This window comes from Streptomyces sp. BL1 (assembly GCF_057628045.1).
In genome coordinates this window covers 6,450,171-6,466,429 of record NZ_JBXYWZ010000002.1, presented here as the reverse complement: position 1 = coordinate 6,466,429, position 16,259 = coordinate 6,450,171, and the positions used below count along the sequence as shown (strand labels likewise).

Here is a 16,259-nt window from a genome sequence, read left to right as displayed (position 1 = left end):
GGGCGGGTCAGGCGGACGGGGTCATGCGGGCAAGGGGCCCGACAGGGGCAGTGCGGCCCAGATCACCTTGCCTCCCGCGCCGGTCGGTTCGACGTCGCACACGCCGCCCGACTCGATCGTGAGCGTCTTCACCAGCAGCAGGCCGCGGCCTCCGGTCTCCTCCTGGTCCGGGTCGGAGATCAGCGCCTTCGGCCGGTACGGATGGCTGTCCTCGACGGACACCTTCAGCCAGCCGCCGGCCAGCGACACCTCGACCCCGATCTCCGGTGACAGCAGTGCCGCGTGCCGCACGGCGTTGGTGACGAGCTCGGAGAGGATCAACAGGGCGTTGTGCAGCACGTCGTCGGGCAGCAGGTCGCCCTGACGGCGCAGCAGATCCTTGACGACATGGCGCAGTTCGGGCACCGAGCGGTCGTTCGCGGGCGCCGTGAATCTCCACGCGCCCTCCTGCGCGCGCTGCGGCTGTGCGGCCTGGGGCTGGGCGGCGTGTGCGGCCTGGGGCTGTGTCGTCTGGGACTGGGCGGTCTGGGACTGGGCGGCTTGAATGCGTGGAGCGGTCTCCAGCAAGCCGGTACGTTCCTGCACCGGTCTGACCGCAGGGGTCACCACCGGTGTGGCCACCGGCGCCTGTCCGCCCGCGTCCGGCGGGAAACTCCCGCGGCTCTCCATGTCTCCTGGCACCCCGCTCTCTCGGTGTACTTGCATCTGTACGTGCACCGAGTGTTGTGTTGCGAAGCCCCTGGTCCGGTCCTCTGACTGCAAGTCGGCACTTATCGATGGCATTTGACAACAGATTTACGCACCGATCAGTTCTGTGACTGATCTTGCATCGCTGTTGTCACTCTCGAAGCACCCTCGCTGGATACGATCCGGCCATGGAGCCCGACCTGCTCAGTGAGCCGCCGGCCGACGGTATCGCCACCGTCACCATCCGGAACCCCGCCAAGCGGAACGCGATGACACCGGACATGTGGCGCCGGCTGCCCGTGCTGCTCAAGGAGCTCGCCGCGGACACCTCCGTACACGTGCTCGTGCTCGCCGGGGACGGCGGCACCTTCTGCGCGGGCGCCGACATCTCCTCGCTGCGCGAGTCGACGGGCCCCTCGCAGGGCCTGGCGGTCGCGGCGGAGGAGGCCCTGGCGGCCTTCCCCAAGCCGACACTGGCCGCCGTACGCGGGCACTGCGTCGGCGGCGGCTGCCAGCTGGCCGTCGCCTGCGACCTCCGGTTCGCCTCCGAGGACGCGCTGTTCGGCATCACCCCGGCCAAGCTCGGCATCGTCTATCCGCGCTCGTCCACCGAGCGGCTGGTACGGCTGACGGGCCCGGCGACGGCCAAATTCCTGCTCTTCTCCGGCGAACTCACCGGCGCGGACCGGGCCCTGCGCACCGGACTCGTCGACGAGGTGCACCCGGAGGACCAACTCGACGCCAGGGTCGCGGAGTTCGCGCACACCCTCACGCAGCGGTCCCGGCTGACGCAGGCGGCGGCGAAGGAGTTCGCCGACGGACGGGCCGACGCCGGGCGCACCGCGCACTGGGAGCGCGAGGCCGCGGCGTCCGGCGAGGCGGCGGAGGGAATCGCCGCCTTTCTGGAACGCCGGGGTCCGCGGTTCCCCTGGACGACCTGAACTGCTGTGGACCGCCTCTTCAGACCCGGATTACCGAGGGGTAGCGTTCGGGCATGACGACTCTCCCGGAGCGCGCCGGGCGCCGGTGCCACAACGTGATCAATCCCCTCCACTCCACGGTCTACTTCTCCCCCGAGCTGGGCAAGGAGCTGGCCCCCTACGGCATCGAGGACCGGAGCGCCGTCTACCTGGCGGGCCGGGCGGCGCCGCTGGGCGCGGTCGGCCCGGGCGCGGTGACCGCGACCTTCTACAACTTCAGTCACGCCATGGTGGCCAGCGCCCTGCCGGGCGTGTGGGAGCACGCCTCCCCCGACACCGTGATCGCGGCACGGCTGCGCGCGGTGGACGCGACGCTGCGCCGTCTCCTGGGCGAGGAGCACCTCTCCTCCCCCGAACTCGCCGAGGCCGCCCGGCTCGCGCTGCGCGCGGCGGAGGGCTGCGACCGCCCCGGGCGCCCGCTGTACGCCGCCAACGCCGACCTCCCCGTACCGGACGCGCCGCACCTCGCCCTGTGGCACGCCGCGACACTGCTGCGCGAGTACCGCGGCGACGCGCACATCGCGGCGCTCCAGCGCGCCCGGCTCGACCCGCTGGAGGCGCTGGCCAGCCACACCGCGAGCGGCCGCGGCATGGCGCCCAAGTGGGTGCTGGAGACCCGCGGTTACAACCAGCAGGACTGGGCCGCGGCACAGCAGCGGCTCCGGGACCGCGGGCTGCTCGACGAGGCGGGCGAGCTCACCGAGGCCGGTGCGGCGCTGCGCAAGGAGCTGGAGGACGAGACGGACCGGATGGACACGGCACCGTACGAGCACCTCGGCGCGGAGGGCGTCGCGCGGCTGACCGAGCTGGGCACGCGCTTCACGGGCGCCGTGCTGGAGGCGGGCGCGTTCCCCGCCGACCTCTTCGGCAAGGGCTGAGGCCGGCGAGGGCTGAGTTCCGCTCCGCCGGGTACGGGAACCTCACCCGCGGGACCACCACAGCACGCCGGAACGGTGGTGGTCCCCCGGGTGTCGGCGCCACCTGCCAGAATGCAGGCGCACGGGGGACAACCAGCACCGAGAAGGCGGAACGAACCATCGTGACGACGACCATCGAAGGCAGGATCGCCGAGGAGCTCGGCGTACGCGAGCGGCAGGTCAAGGCCGCGGTCGAGCTGCTCGACGGCGGGTCGACCGTGCCCTTCATCGCGCGCTACCGCAAGGAGGCGACCGAGACTCTCGACGACGCCCAGCTGCGTACTCTCGAGGAACGGCTGCGCTATCTGCGGGAGCTGGAGGAGCGCCGCGACGCGATCCTGGAGTCCGTGCGGTCGCAGGGCAAGCTCGACACGGAGCTGGAGGCCCGGATCCGGGCGGCCGATTCCAAGGCCCGCCTCGAGGACATCTACCTCCCGTACAAGCCCAAGCGCCGGACGAAGGCGCAGATCGCCCGCGAGGCCGGTCTGGAGCCGCTGGCCGAGGGCCTGTTGAGCGATCCGTCCGTCGAACCGCAGGCCGCTGCCGCCGCGTTCGTCGACGCGGACAAGGACGTCAAGGACGCTGCCGCCGCGCTGGAGGGCGCCCGCGCCATCCTCGCCGAGCGGTTCAGTGAGGACGCCGACCTGATCGGCGAGCTGCGCGAGCGCATGTGGACGCGCGGCCGGCTCGCGGCGAAGGTGCGGGACGGCAAGGAGGAGCAGGGCGCCAAGTTCAAGGACTACTTCGAGTTCGCCGAGCCCTTCACCGCGCTGCCCTCGCACCGCGTGCTGGCGATGCTCCGCGGCGAGAAGGAGGAGGTCCTCGACCTCACGCTGGAGCCGGAGCCCCCGGAGGACGTGACCGAGGGCGTCCCGTCGGCGTACGAGCAGTCCGTGGCCCGGCACTTCGGCGTCAGCGACCAGGGCAGGCCCGCCGACGCGTGGCTGGCGGAGACGGTGCGCTGGGCGTGGCGCACGCGGATCCTCGTGCACCTCGGTATCGACCTGCGGCTGAGGCTGCGCACCACGGCCGAGGACGAGGCCGTGGACGTCTTCGCGTCGAACCTGCGCGATCTGCTGCTCGCGGCCCCCGCCGGTACGCGCGCGACGCTCGGCCTCGACCCGGGCCTGCGTACGGGCGTGAAGGTGGCCGTCATCGACGCGACGGGCAAGGTCGCCGCGACGGACACCATCTACCCGCACGCGCCGGCGAAGAAGTGGGACGACGCGCTGGTGAAGCTGGCCGCGCTGGCGAAGGAGCACCAGGTCGAGCTGATCGCCATCGGCAACGGCACGGCCTCCCGGGAGACGGACAAGCTCGCGGGTGAACTCATCGCGAAGCAGCCCGAGTTGAAGCTGACGAAGGTGATGGTCTCGGAGGCCGGCGCGTCCGTGTACTCCGCCTCCGCCTACGCCTCGCAGGAGCTGCCGGAGCTGGACGTGTCGCTGCGCGGCGCGGTGTCGATCGCGCGGCGCCTCCAGGACCCGCTGGCCGAACTGGTGAAGATCGACCCGAAGTCGATCGGCGTCGGGCAGTACCAGCACGATCTGGCCGAGGTGAAGCTGTCGCGTTCGCTGGACGCGGTGGTCGAGGACTGCGTGAACGGCGTGGGGGTCGACGTCAACACCGCGTCGGCGCCGCTGCTTTCGCGGGTCTCCGGCATCGGTTCGGTGCTCGCGGAGAACATCGTCGCGCACCGCGACAGCAACGGCCCGTTCGGCAACCGCAAGGAGCTCAAGGACGTCGCGCGGCTGGGCCCGAAGGCCTTCGAGCAGTGCGCGGGCTTCCTGCGCATCCGCGGCGACGACCCGCTGGACGCGTCCAGCGTGCACCCCGAGTCGTACCCGGTGGTGCGGGAGATGGTGCGGGCCGCGAACACCGAGGTGCCGTCCCTCATCGGCAACACGGCGGTGCTGCGCACCCTGAAGCCGCAGGACTTCGTCGACGACACGTACGGGCTGCCGACGGTCAGCGACATCCTCAAGGAACTGGAGAAGCCGGGGCGCGACCCGCGGCCGGGCTTCAAGACGGCCAGCTTCAAGGAGGGCGTCGAGAAGCTCGCCGACCTGACGCCCGGCATGACCCTGGAGGGCGTCGTCACGAACGTCGCGGCGTTCGGCGCCTTCGTGGACGTCGGCGTCCACCAGGACGGCCTGGTGCACGTGTCCGCGATGTCCAAGCAGTTCGTCAACGACCCGCGGGACGTGGCGAAGCCGGGCGACATCGTGAAGGTGAAGGTGCTGGACGTCGACGAGGGCCGGAAGCGGATCTCGCTGACGATGCGGCTGGACGACGAGGCGGGCGCCGAGCCCGGGGCCGGGGCCTCCGGTGAGGGGCGCCGTGCTCGGGGTGGCGGTGGCCAGCGTGGGGGCGGTGCGCGTGGGGGCGGTGCGCCGCGGCAGCGTGGTGGCGGGTCCGGGGCGTCCGGTGGGTCCGGAGCGGCCGGTGGGTCCGGAGCGGCCGGTGGGTCCGGTGGCAAGGGCGCCAAGGGTGGCTCGGGCAAGGATGCCCAGGGTGGTCAGCGGCGGGACAAGTCGCCGGGGAACAGTGAGATGGCTGATGCGTTGCGGCGGGCGGGGCTTGCCTGACGGCTGCGTGTTGCGCGTGTATGCGTGAGGGCGCCCGTCCTGTGCCGTGTGTTGGTGCGGGGCGGGCGCGTTTGCGTGTGCGTCTGCGCGTGCGTTGGGTGCGGGGTGCGGTTCCCTGCGCGGGTGCGGTCCGGTGTGCCCACCCGTTCCGCCCTCTGGGCGGACCGCCGCCCACACCTCGGTATTTCGTTTGCCTGGTCCCTGCGCGGGGCGTAGCTTCTCAGTGGTTCTGTTGTCTGCGTCTGGAAGTCCATTGCGCATCTGAGGTCCGAGACACCGTGTGCCCTACGGCAGTGCGTGCCGCACTGTGCCGTGCCGCGAGTGTGACCTCATGAGGCGAGCGGCTTCCGTCCTCTCCCCTTCCGCCCCTGCCGGGGGCGCGGTGTCTCCACGTGTAGCTGGTCTGTCACATCCACCACGTACACGGGGAGGCCCCATGTCCACGTCCTTTTCTCCCGCCCCCTTCATCACCTGCCGCGGGCTCACCTTCGGCTGGCCGGACGGCACCGGCGTCTTCGACGGCTTCGAGATGACCGCCGGCCCGGGCCGTACCGGTCTGATCGGTCTCAACGGCACAGGAAAATCCACCCTGTTGAAGCTGATCGCCGGAGAACTCACCCCGTCCGACGGCTCGGTCCGGGTCACCGGCGAGGTCGGCTATCTGCCGCAGAACCTCACCCTCGACACGGGGCTGCGCGTCGACGAGGCGCTGGGAGTGGCCCGTACGCGGGCCGCGCTGCACGCCATCGAGGCGGGCGACGTGTCCGAGGAGAACTTCGCGGCGGTCGGCGACGACTGGAACGTGGAGGAGCGCAGCCGCGCCACTCTCGACCAGCTGGGCCTCGGCCACGTCTCCCTGGACCGCACCATCGGCGAGGTGTCCGGCGGCGAGTCGGTGCTGCTGCGGCTGGCTGCCCTGCTGCTGCGCCGTCCCGACGTACTGCTGCTCGACGAGCCGACGAACAACCTCGATCTGTACGCGCGGCAGCGGCTGTACGACGCCGTGTCCGCGTGGACCGGCATGCTCGTGGTCGTCAGCCACGACCGTGAACTGCTGGAGCGCGTCGACCAGATCGCCGATCTGCGGGGCGGCACGGTGCGCTGGTTCGGCGGCACTCTCTCCGCGTACGAGGAGGCCGTCGCCGTCGAACAGGCCGCGGCGGAGCGGATGGTGCGGGTGGCCGAGGCCGATATGAAGAAGCAGAAACGCGATCTGCAGGAAGCACAGCAGAAGCTGGCCGCACGGGCCCGCTTCGGGAAGAAGACCGAGGCCAGCAGGAGCCAGCCGAAGATCGTCATGGGCGGCAAGAAGCGCGCGGCGCAGGTCTCGGCAGGCAAGCACCGCATCATGCACGAGGAACGCCTGGAGGAGGCGAAGGAGCGGCTCGGCGAGGCGGAGGAACACGTCCGGCAGGACGACGAGATCCGCGTCGACCTCCCCTCGACCGCTGTGCCGCCGGCCCGGCAGGTGCTCACGCTGCGCGGGGTGGAGCTGCTGTACGGGGCGCGGGCCACGCTCGATGTGCACGGTCCCGAGCGGATCGCGCTGGTCGGCCGGAACGGCTCGGGCAAGTCGACGCTGCTGCGGACGATCGCGGGCGAAGTGGAGCCCGTTGCCGGGGAGTTGCTGGCCCATGTGCCGCTGCGCCACCTGCCGCAGCGGCTGGATCTGCTGGACGACGAGTTGTCGCTCGTACGGAACATGGCACGGTTCGCGCCGGGTGCGAACGGTCAGCGGGTGCGGGCGCAGCTGGCCCGCTTCCTGTTCCGGGGCGCGCGTGCCGATCAGATGGTGGGCACGCTCTCGGGCGGGGAGCGGTTCCGGGCGACGCTGGCCGCACTGATGCTGGCGGAGCCGGCGCCGCAGCTGCTGATGCTGGACGAGCCGACGAACAACCTCGATCTGGCGAGCGTGCGTCAGCTGCGGTCGGCGCTGGCGTCGTACCGGGGCGCGCTGATCGTGGCCTCGCACGACATGCCGTTCCTGCGGGGTATCGGGGTGACGCGGTGGTTGCGGCTGGACGGTGAGCTTGCCGAGTTCGACGGCGACGAGACGCTGGGCTGAGTGCGCCCTTTCGTGTGCGGCAGGTGGGGCGGGGCGCTGCGGATCCGTTGTGGGTTTGCGCAGTTCCCCGCGCCCCTTGTTCGCGCCGTTCCCCGCGCCCCTGACTGGGAGCGGGCGGGTGCGGTTCCGCTGTGGTTTGCGCAGTTCCCCGCGCCCCTTATCTGCGCTGTTCCCCGCGTCCCTTAGTCGGGTGCGGGTGTCGTAGTCACTCGTACGCTGCTGGTCGTGCGGGCGACCACGAACGCCTGGCCGCGCGCCGCCTTCCCGTCGAGGGCGAGGGTGTGCGTGCCGGCGTCCAGCGTGTCGTCCAGGATTTCGTGGGCGTGCGTGCGGTGGAACCGGTCCAGCCGGTACGCGGTGATCCGTACCCGGCACGCGGCGCCGACCTCCACGGTCACCTTCCCGTCCGTCGCCGTCAGGTCCGCCAGCTGCCGCTGCGCGAACCCGCCCGGTTCCAGGGCCTGTTCGATCTGCGCCGCCAGGACCGGGACGACGGGCGCGAGCCCGGACACGAAGACGGCGCGGGACCCGGCGGACGCGCAGGCGGCCCGTACGGCCTGCCGGTCCTCCTCGGGGATGCCGCGGCCGAAGGCGACCGCATCGTAGCCGCGCAGTTCCTCCGGCAGGGCGCCGGCCGCGTCGTGGGTGGTCTCGGCGGCGATGCCCATCTGCCGCAGCGCCTTGGCCAGTTGGGCGAGGACGGCGGCGCGGGCGCCGACCAGCAGCACCCTGCGCGGCGCGGCGTCCGTACCGCCCGTACCGAGGGCCTCCCGCAGTGCCGCGCGGTACTCGTCGCCGCGGAAGCGGAAGGGGCCGATGCCGGGGTAGCCGTCCCGTTCCGGGTCGGCGACGACGTCCGTCTGCCAGGCGAAGTCCCGCCAGATGACGTCCTGTCCGTCCTGTTCGAGCACGGCCGTGACGGCGCCGCAGTCGAGTCCCTCGCACTCGGGACAGCCGTAGAGGACGTACCGCCCGTCCGGCAGTGGCGGCTCGGTCTCCAGGAGCAGCCGGCGTACGTGCGTCGTGAACACCGTGGGGCCCAGATCTGCGGCGAGCGGGGAGACGCCGTCGACATCGTCGAGCCGCAGCAGCAGCGGACGGCCGTCGACGATGAAGTCGAGGAACTCGCGGTGCGCGTCGTACTCGCCGCCGGGCAGCACTCCCCCGGTGCGCACGGCCGGGGCGAGCGCGAAGGACGCGTACTCACCGGGCCGTTCCGGCGGTCCCGTGCGCGGTTCCCCCGCCGGTCCGCCGCTCGGGCCGGGGGGCCGGGGGTCGTCCCCCGAGAAGACGCGGTCGGCATGCATGGTCCGAGTATTCCCATGAGCGGCCGGTTCTGTGCCCGGCGGCGTGTATTCCGGATCTCTGTGCGGTTAGCGTCGTGTGCATGGTTGAGACGATCGTGGTGGGCGGCGGAGTCATCGGGCTGACGACGGCAGTTCTGCTCGCGGAGCGCGGGGATCCCGTACGGGTGTGGAGCCGCGACCCGGCGGCCGACACCACCTCGTCGGTGGCGGGCGGGCTGATCTGGCCGTACCGGATCGAGCCGCGGGAGCGGGCACTGGACTGGGCGGTGCGCTCGTTCCCCGTCTTCGCGGAGCTGGCGACCCAACCGGAGCGCACCGGTGTGCAGTTGATGCGCGGCACGATGCAGGAGGACGGCGGGACGCCGCCGGAGTGGACGGCGCTGGTCGGCAGCCCGCCGCGCACCCCGCTCGTCGACATGCGGACATATCTGCCCTATCTGCGGGACCGGCTCGAAGTCGCGGGCGGCACGTACGAGCAGCGCACCCTCGGGTCGCTCACCGAGGCGGCGGGAGAGGCCCGCACCGTGGTCAACTGCACCGGGCTGGGCGCCCGCGAGCTGGTCCCCGACCCGGAGATGCGGGCGGTGCGCGGGCAGCTCGTGATCGTGGAGAACCCCGGTCTCGAGGAGTGGTACGTGGCCAAGGACGAGGGTCCCGGCGAGAGCACGTACATCCTGCCGCAGCCCTTCGGGGCGATCCTCGGCGGCACCGCGCACGAGGGCATGGAGATGCGGCAGCCCGACGCGGCCGTCGCGGAGGGCATCCTGCGCCGCTGCACCCGCATCCGGCCGGAGCTGGCGCAGGCGCGGGTGCGGGAACACCGGGTGGGGCTGCGTCCGTACCGCTCCAGCGTCCGGCTGGAGGCGGTGCCGCAGCCGGGCGGCGGGCTCCTGGTGCACAACTACGGGCACGGCGGGGCGGGGGTCACGGTTTCGTGGGCCTGCGCGGAGGACGCGGTGCGGTTTGTGCCGCGGGCGGAGGCCGAGGCGGTCTGAGCTTTCGCGGGACCGGGGGGGCTGCGGTTCGCGTGTGGTTCGCGCAGTTCCCCGCGCCCCTTATTCGCGCCGTTCCCCGCGCCCCTTTCGGGGCGCGGGAACGCTCAGGCGCAGGTCTTTGCCGGGGTGGCTGGGGTCAGTTTGTATTGGGCGTTCTCGTCCAGGAGGAGGGGGATCAGGTTGCGTTGGGACTGGCGGAGGGGGACGAGGGCTCCGTCGTTGGCGGCCGGCTCGGAGCGGACGCCGTGCAGGGCGAGTTCGTCGCGTACGTCGTCGTACTGGGCGGCGGTCAGCCGGTAGCCGCAGGGCGGGTCCTGGAGGATCTGGTCCTTCGCGGGCGCGTCGTTGTCGGCGCCGCCCAGATAGACCGGGCCGCGGTCGGCGAGTCCCTTGGTGCGGGCCGCCGTGGTGGCCGCCTCGATGCGGGCGCGGTGCCCGTTCGCGAAGTCGAACGCTCCCTTGAGGCCCGCGAGTTGCGAGTCGACGCGGCGCTTGTTGTTGACTGCCGGGTCGGCCTTCTCCTCGTCGGTGAGGGGGTCGGTGCGGGTCTCGACGAGCTGCCCGACGGAGTGCTTGACGCCGACGGTGTTGCGCATGATCCGTTCCTGGCCGTCACCGGCGACCTGCTTGATGGGCTCGCCCGTCTGCGGGTCCGTCCAGATGCCGTAGATGCCGGTGCTGAAGCCCGCCTTCTCGGCGTACGGGCGGACGAACTGCTCGGACAGCGCCTCCGATTCGCGGTGCACGCCGTCGGCGGTGTTGAGGTTCCGCGGCCACAGTGACAGCAGGTCCTTCACGTAGTACGGCTTCTGCGCGCCGTACTCGTGCAGGTCGTAGACGGTGTCGGGGCGGTAGTCGCGGAAGAGTTTCGCGAAGGTGCGGGCCTCGCGGGTCTTCAGGGCGATGTGGTCGCGGTTGATGTCGACGCCGTCGGCGTTCTCGCGGGTGTCCGCGGCGCGCCCGTCGGGGTTCGCGGTGGGCACGACGAGCACGCTGGTGTGCGACAGGAACCGCTGGGTTTTCGCGTCCCGGGCGAGCGCGAGGTCCCGCACCGTGGACAGACACGCCTCGCGGCCAGAGGGTTCGTCACCGTGCTGGGAACAGGTGAGCAGGACGGAGTTGCCGCCGCGTACCCGGTCGGCGGTGGGCGGTGCGGTGGCGCCGATCCGGACGAGTTGCAGCGGGCGGCCCTGCCCGGTGGTGCCGACGGTGTCCACTGCGGTCCGCCCGCTGGCGCGGTCGACGGCGGTGAGGAACTTCTGCTCGTCGGGCTGGGAGGTCCACTCCTTGCCGCCGCTGCGCTCGAATCCCGTACGGGGCCCCTCGTCCTGGGTGCCGGCCGCGCCGGCGGGAGCGGCGAGGGCGAGCGGCACGAGGACGGCGCCCGCGGCGCCGAGGACGGCAGTTCTCCACGAAGTGCGGTTGTACCGCGCAGGTTTCGGCATGCGGAGGACGCTATCCACGGCGACTCCGGCGGGGAAGAGCGCGGAACGGATCTTCACTTCTCGGGCCGGCGCCACGAAACCGGCTGATGACAGTCCCGTGCTGCCGCCTGATGACAGTTCCATGAAGGGATGCACTGTGGACATGTCAGGCGATGCAGGAGTACATAACCTTCGTGGCAGGTGACACCTGACATCTTGTGAGGCACCGCGACACCGCGGTGCCGTAAGGGGGTTGGATTCGTGAGGTACAGATACGCGGCACCGGTCGCGGCCGCCGCCGCGCTGATGCTGGCGGTACCGGCGTCGGCGGCGCAGCCGTCCCCGGGCGCTCCGGGTGCGGGAGATCCCTACTACCCGGACTACGGCAACGGCGGGTACGACGTCTCGCACTACGATCTGCGGCTCCGCTACCAGCCGAAGACCGACAGGCTGGAGGGGACCGCGACGCTGCTGGCGACCACCACGCAGGAACTGTCCCGGTTCAACCTGGACTTCGCGCTCGACGTGAGCGAGATACGGGTCAACGGGCAGAAGGCGTCGTTCCGTACGTCCGGCGCGCACGAGCTGGAGGTGACGCCCGCGGCGCCGCTCGCGAAGGGGCAGCGCGCGACCGTCGTCGTGCGGTACGCGGGCACGCCGTCCAAGGTGAAGGTGAACGGGCTGACCTCCTGGCACCGCACCAAGGACGGCGGGGTGGCCGCCAACGAGCCGGAGGCGGCGTGGTGGTGGTTCCCCAGCAACGACCATCCGTCGGACAAGGCGACGTACGACGTGAGTGCCGCCGTACCGGACGGCAATCAGGTCATCAGCAACGGCACGCTCCGCTCGAAGCGTTCGGAGGCGGGCTGGACCCGCTGGCAGTGGCGGTCCGCGTCACCGCAGGCGACATACCTGGCGACGCTCGCCGCGGGCAAGTTCGACATCTCCGAGGGCAAGACCGACAGCGGCGTGCCGGTCCTGAACGCCTACAGCAAGGACCTCGGCGAGAACGAGGGCGCGGCCCGCGCGAGCATCGACCGCTCGGGCGAGGTCACCGACTATCTGGAGAAGTACCTGGGCAAGTACCCCTTCGAGTCCGTGGGCGGCTATGTGCCCAACGTGGACGCCGGGTTCGCGCTGGAGACGCAGACCCGGCCGTTCTACGGGACGGGCGCGTTCAGCCGGGGAGCCAACGTGTCGGTCGTCGTCCACGAGCTGGCGCACCAGTGGTACGGCGACAGCGTGTCGGTGCGCGGCTGGAAGGACATCTGGCTCAACGAGGGTTTCGCGTCGTACGCCGAGTGGCTGTGGTCCGAGGACCAGGGCGAGGGCACGGCGCAGGAGTTGGCGGACTACACGTACGCGCAGCACCCCGCCGACGATCCGTTCTGGAAGGTGGCGCCGTCCGACCCCGGTCCGGAGAACCAGTTCCACGCGGCCGTCTACGACCGCGGTGCCATGGCGCTCCAGGCGCTGCGGAACCGGATCGGCGACAAGGACTTCTTCGAGATCCTGAAGGGCTGGCCCGCACGGCACGCCGGCGGGAACGCGACGGTCGGCGAGTTCATCGCGTACGCGGAGCAGGTGTCCGGTGAGCAGCTGGACGGTCTGTTCGACACGTGGCTGAACCAGAAGGCACGGCCGGCGTCGCCCGCGGCGCAGGCCGCCGGCTTCGGCAAGAGCGAGAGCGAGAGCAAGGCGGAGCGGCCGAAGTCCTGGACGGCGATCCAGGACGCGCACCGGACGCACAAGCACTGAACGAGCGCCGTACCGCCGCCCGTTGACCACGGGCGGCGGCACGGCGGTGCGTCAGAGCCCCCGCGGAGGCGACCCTCCACAGGGCAGCCCTCACGGTGTGCCGAGGGGCTCGCGGGCGGCCGGGTCGGTGCCGGGCTTGTGGGTGTTCCAGTACGCGATGAACATCGCCAGTGCGAGGCGCAGCGGCGGCGGCACCAGCGTGATGAGGACGCGCGTGAGGCGGGCGAAGCGACGCAGGGCGCGTTCCTGCCGGGCGGTGAACTCCAGCCCGAAGCGTTCGCGGAGCACGGGCGGCAGGGAGCCGACGGTGACCAGCAGCGCGTAGTGCGCGGCGACGGCGGCGAAGGGCCGCCACAGGAGCTTCGGCATCCACCACACCGGGGGCTTCTGCGGCCGGGAGAGTTCGTCGAGCACGTCCCGCACTGACTGGTTCATCTCCAGTCTGTCCGCGACCATCCCGTCGTAGTAGGTCTCGAACGCGGCCCAGTCCGCGGGCAGATGGTGGTCCTTGAGCCCCCAGACGCGGCCCACGTCGCGCATCTCCCGGTAGTAGTCCTCGCGTTGGGCCGGAGTCAGTCCCTTGCCGAACAGCCGGTGCGCGTCGACGGCTCCCTTCACGAGGGTCGCGTGCACCCAGTGGTACGCCTCCGGGTTCAGCGCGTGGTAGCGGCGGCCCTGGCCGTCCACGCCCTTCATCGGCTTGTGCAGCCGCAGCAGGCGCTCGGCCTCGGCGGTGGCGGCGCGCTGCCCTCCGTAGACGACCGTGCTGAGCGAGCTCAGGGTGCGCCACAGCCGCTGCCAGGGCTCGGCGCGGAAGTCCGAGTGCTCCTCGACCCCGGCGCCCACCACGGGGTGTGCGACCTGGAGCAGCAGCAGCCGGGGCGAGATCAGCGTGCAGCGGGCGTCGCCGAAGAAGCGCCAGGCCGTGCCGCCGCGCCGGGGCGCGCGGACGGCCGACGCCTGGGTACGGTCCGCGCCGCGGGCCGTGCGGGGTGCCGGTGTCGTCGTCATCCCGGGCCTCCGTTCCTCTCCGTCTGCCGGGGAATTCCTGCCAGTTGAATCTCTGTCAGGAGTGTTGACGCCGCCAGAGAAACAAGTCAATAGTCTGTGTAACTTTGATTCACCCTGCTCGTGAATCACCCGGCCGGGTCCAGCGCACTCACTCGATGAAGAGGAGCCGTCATATGGCCATGGGGACACAGGAGTTGACGGAGACGGAGGCCGCCGCGAGAGCGGGCGGACCGCCCGAGGGGCGCATCCGCTGGAAGCGCACCGCGTGCATGCTGGTGCCCGGGGTGCTGTGCATCGGCGCCGTCGGCGTGGCACTGGCGCAGGGTGCGGTGGCCGCCTCGTTCGCCGTCTCCGGGAAGAACGTGAAGGCCAGCGTCAAGGAGCTGAACGGCTCCGGCATCACCGCCTTCCCCACCTCCACCAGCGGCAAGGGCGGCAAGGCCCACCCGGTGATGCTGGCCACCGTCAAGGAGGGCCGGGCCAAGGGCGTCTGCGCGTCGATGGTGCAGAAGGTGCCGGTCCTCGGGAACATCTCGATCGTCGTACGGGCCGCCGAGAGCAAGCCGGCCCAGGCGAACAACGTCATCGTCAACGCCGACGCGCTGCTCGACGGCGAGGGCGAGGTCTCCGGGGCGCAGGTCGGCAAGGACGCCTCCAGCCTCTCGGGCATCCCCGGAAGCGCGGGCCCGCAGGGCCTGTTCGGCATCCAGGCGGACCACGCCGTCGCCAAGAACATCAAGGGCACCGCCTGGGCCGCGAACGGGGGTTCGCTCAAGGCGAGCGGACTCAAGGTGGAAATGCGCCAAGACGGCGCCGAGTGCTACTGATCTGCCGGAGAGGAACGACCCGTGCTCACCTTCGTCTTCGGCTTCCTGGCCGAACTGCGGCGGGAGACCGGCTCCTGGCTGGACCGCGTTCTCCCCTTCCCCCACCTGCGCGGGCCCGCGCGCCGCTGGCGCCGCAGCCGCCCGCTGTGGCCCGGGCTGCTCACCGTTGTCGCGGGCTGTGTGCTGATCGCGCCGCCCATGGCGCCGCTGCCGCTGATGCTCCAGGTCGGCATCGGTGCGATGTCGGGCGTCGGGATCGGCGCCGTACTGATCGCCGGCGGCATCTGCTTCGTCGTCGCGCCCAGCCAGCGGCTGTTCGCCTCGGTGGTCACCGCCATCGCCTCCATCACCTCACTCGCCACCAGCAACCTCGGGGCGCTGGGCGTCGGTTGCGGCCTGGGCCTGCTCGGCTCGTCGCTCGCCTTCGGCTGGACCCCGGACCCGCCCGGCGCCGCGGCAGCGCAGCCGCCAGCGGACCGCGGTACGGGCACGGCCCTGGCGGACGAGGCGGACGAGGCTGACGAACCGGACGAGGCGGATGAGCCGGACGGCGCGCACACCACGGAGTCCGGGTCCGTACGGGACGAGGCAGCCGTACACACGGCGGGCTCCGCGACGCCGGACGGGCCCGAACCGGTCGGCGCCGTACAGGAGTCGGGGGTGAACCGCCCAAAAGCGCGCGGGGGCAGCGGTAGGCGGGGTATGACGGCGCTGTCCCTCGGCATGCCCCTCGTGCTGGCCGTCGGCCTCACCGCCGCGCTGCCCGCGCACACCGCGACCGCCGACTCCTGCTCGGACCGCCCCACTTGGCCGCTCACCGACGTCCCCCTCCCCGGCCTGTCCGGCGACTGCGAGGACAGCGGTACGGGCGGCGGATCCGGCGACAACGGCGGGGGCGGCAAGGGCGGATCCGCCGGCCTGCCGCTGCCCGGCACCGGGTCCGGCAAGGGCCGCGACGGGGAGGAGAAGCCCGGCAAGGACGCCTCCGACAGCCACGACAGCACCGACAAGGACGACCCCCGACAGGGCCCGGCCCGCTGGCAGGTGCCGTGCGGGCCTGACGTCGAGACGGGCGGCGCGAAGAACCCGCCGACCGGCGAACCCCCGTCCGGGGGAGGCAAACCGCAGGACCCCGAAGTCGCCGAGCGGGGCGAGATCAACGATGACGACGACTACACGCCGCGCCGCCCGCCGCTGGTCCTCGGCGACCAGCCGGGCCCGGGCCGCGCGCAGTATCCGGTCTCCCCGCGCTATCCGGAGGTACGGGCCGACCGGCTCACCGCGTACAACGCCGTCATCCACGGGTCGACCTATCTGAAGACCGCCAAGGGGCGGATCAAAGTGCTGTGGGTGCACGCAGACCGGCTCGTCGCCAAGAACTACCACCTCGAAGTGCGCGGTTCCGACGGCACCAAGCACGTTCTCGACACTCAGCTCGACATTCCCAACGTCGATGTCTACGCGACCTATCTGAACGGTTCCGTCGAGATTCCCAAGCTGAATGTGAACACCCCGAAGATCTGCATCGGCGCGAACGCCCTCCCGGCGAATCTGCCCGTCGCGGCCCAGCTCCCCGTCCTGACCATGGACCCGGTACGGGCAGGTCAGGTGCTGGTCGACGCCGGCCGGGTCGGATTCTCCGGGATGAAGACGCGCCCCGAAAAGAAGTGAGCAGCCGAGCGGACACCTCCGCCAGGGAA

General features: G+C 71.6%; 12 protein-coding genes. 8 read left to right on the top strand and 4 right to left on the bottom strand.

The window, feature by feature from the left end; all coding sequences use genetic code 11:
- Nucleotides 1-21: 21 nt before the first annotated feature.
- Complete coding sequence (locus AC3AGO_RS28345) at nucleotides 22-546, bottom strand: ATP-binding protein (RefSeq protein ID WP_487824855.1); 525 nt, start codon at nucleotides 544-546, stop codon at nucleotides 22-24.
- 329 nt (nucleotides 547-875) lie between these two features.
- Between AC3AGO_RS28345 and AC3AGO_RS28340 the strand changes: the two genes are divergently transcribed.
- From AC3AGO_RS28340 to AC3AGO_RS28325, 4 genes are all read left to right on the top strand, one after another.
- Nucleotides 876-1,628, top strand: a complete 753-nt coding sequence (locus AC3AGO_RS28340; RefSeq protein ID WP_487823077.1) for an enoyl-CoA hydratase/isomerase family protein — start codon at nucleotides 876-878, stop codon at nucleotides 1,626-1,628.
- Between the two features lie 53 nt (nucleotides 1,629-1,681).
- Complete coding sequence (locus tag AC3AGO_RS28335) at nucleotides 1,682-2,545, top strand: SCO6745 family protein (protein WP_487823076.1); 864 nt, start codon at nucleotides 1,682-1,684, stop codon at nucleotides 2,543-2,545.
- Between the two features lie 161 nt (nucleotides 2,546-2,706).
- Nucleotides 2,707-5,172, top strand: a complete 2,466-nt coding sequence (locus tag AC3AGO_RS28330; RefSeq protein WP_487823075.1) for a Tex family protein — start codon at nucleotides 2,707-2,709, stop codon at nucleotides 5,170-5,172.
- A gap of 436 nt (nucleotides 5,173-5,608) precedes the next feature.
- The gene (locus AC3AGO_RS28325) at nucleotides 5,609-7,237 is read left to right on the top strand and encodes an ABC-F family ATP-binding cassette domain-containing protein (RefSeq protein ID WP_487823074.1); all 1,629 of its coding nucleotides are present in this window, start codon (nucleotides 5,609-5,611) and stop codon (nucleotides 7,235-7,237) included.
- A gap of 182 nt (nucleotides 7,238-7,419) precedes the next feature.
- Here the strand turns inward: AC3AGO_RS28325 and AC3AGO_RS28320 are convergent, their stop codons facing one another.
- On the bottom strand, nucleotides 7,420-8,544 hold the full coding sequence (locus tag AC3AGO_RS28320; RefSeq protein WP_487823073.1) for an oxidoreductase: 1,125 nt from the start codon (nucleotides 8,542-8,544) through the stop codon (nucleotides 7,420-7,422).
- A gap of 80 nt (nucleotides 8,545-8,624) precedes the next feature.
- Between AC3AGO_RS28320 and AC3AGO_RS28315 the strand changes: the two genes are divergently transcribed.
- Nucleotides 8,625-9,539 (top strand): FAD-dependent oxidoreductase, encoded by a 915-nt coding sequence (locus AC3AGO_RS28315; protein ID WP_487823072.1) that lies wholly within the window; start codon nucleotides 8,625-8,627, stop codon nucleotides 9,537-9,539.
- 104 nt (nucleotides 9,540-9,643) lie between these two features.
- Here the strand turns inward: AC3AGO_RS28315 and AC3AGO_RS28310 are convergent, their stop codons facing one another.
- Nucleotides 9,644-10,984: a M14 family metallopeptidase gene (locus AC3AGO_RS28310; RefSeq protein WP_487823071.1), complete on the bottom strand. Its 1,341-nt coding sequence runs from the start codon at nucleotides 10,982-10,984 to the stop codon at nucleotides 9,644-9,646.
- Nucleotides 10,985-11,269: 285 nt separating this feature from the next.
- Between AC3AGO_RS28310 and AC3AGO_RS28305 the strand changes: the two genes are divergently transcribed.
- A complete protein-coding gene (locus AC3AGO_RS28305; RefSeq protein WP_487824854.1) occupies nucleotides 11,270-12,721 on the top strand; it encodes a M1 family metallopeptidase in 1,452 nt (483 codons plus the stop codon).
- Nucleotides 12,722-12,811: 90 nt separating this feature from the next.
- On the opposite strand, the gene AC3AGO_RS28300 is transcribed toward AC3AGO_RS28305, so the two are convergent.
- Nucleotides 12,812-13,732 (bottom strand): oxygenase MpaB family protein, encoded by a 921-nt coding sequence (locus AC3AGO_RS28300; RefSeq protein ID WP_487823070.1) that lies wholly within the window; start codon nucleotides 13,730-13,732, stop codon nucleotides 12,812-12,814.
- 173 nt (nucleotides 13,733-13,905) lie between these two features.
- Here AC3AGO_RS28300 and AC3AGO_RS28295 point away from each other — a divergent pair, with 173 nt between their 5' ends.
- Nucleotides 13,906-14,559 carry a DUF6230 family protein gene (locus tag AC3AGO_RS28295; RefSeq protein ID WP_487823069.1) on the top strand — a complete coding sequence of 218 codons (654 nt, stop codon included), beginning with the start codon at nucleotides 13,906-13,908 and terminating at the stop codon, nucleotides 14,557-14,559.
- Nucleotides 14,560-14,580: 21 nt separating this feature from the next.
- Nucleotides 14,581-16,230 (top strand): DUF6114 domain-containing protein, encoded by a 1,650-nt coding sequence (locus tag AC3AGO_RS28290; protein WP_487823068.1) that lies wholly within the window; start codon nucleotides 14,581-14,583, stop codon nucleotides 16,228-16,230.
- The last annotated feature ends 29 nt before the right edge of the window (nucleotides 16,231-16,259 follow it).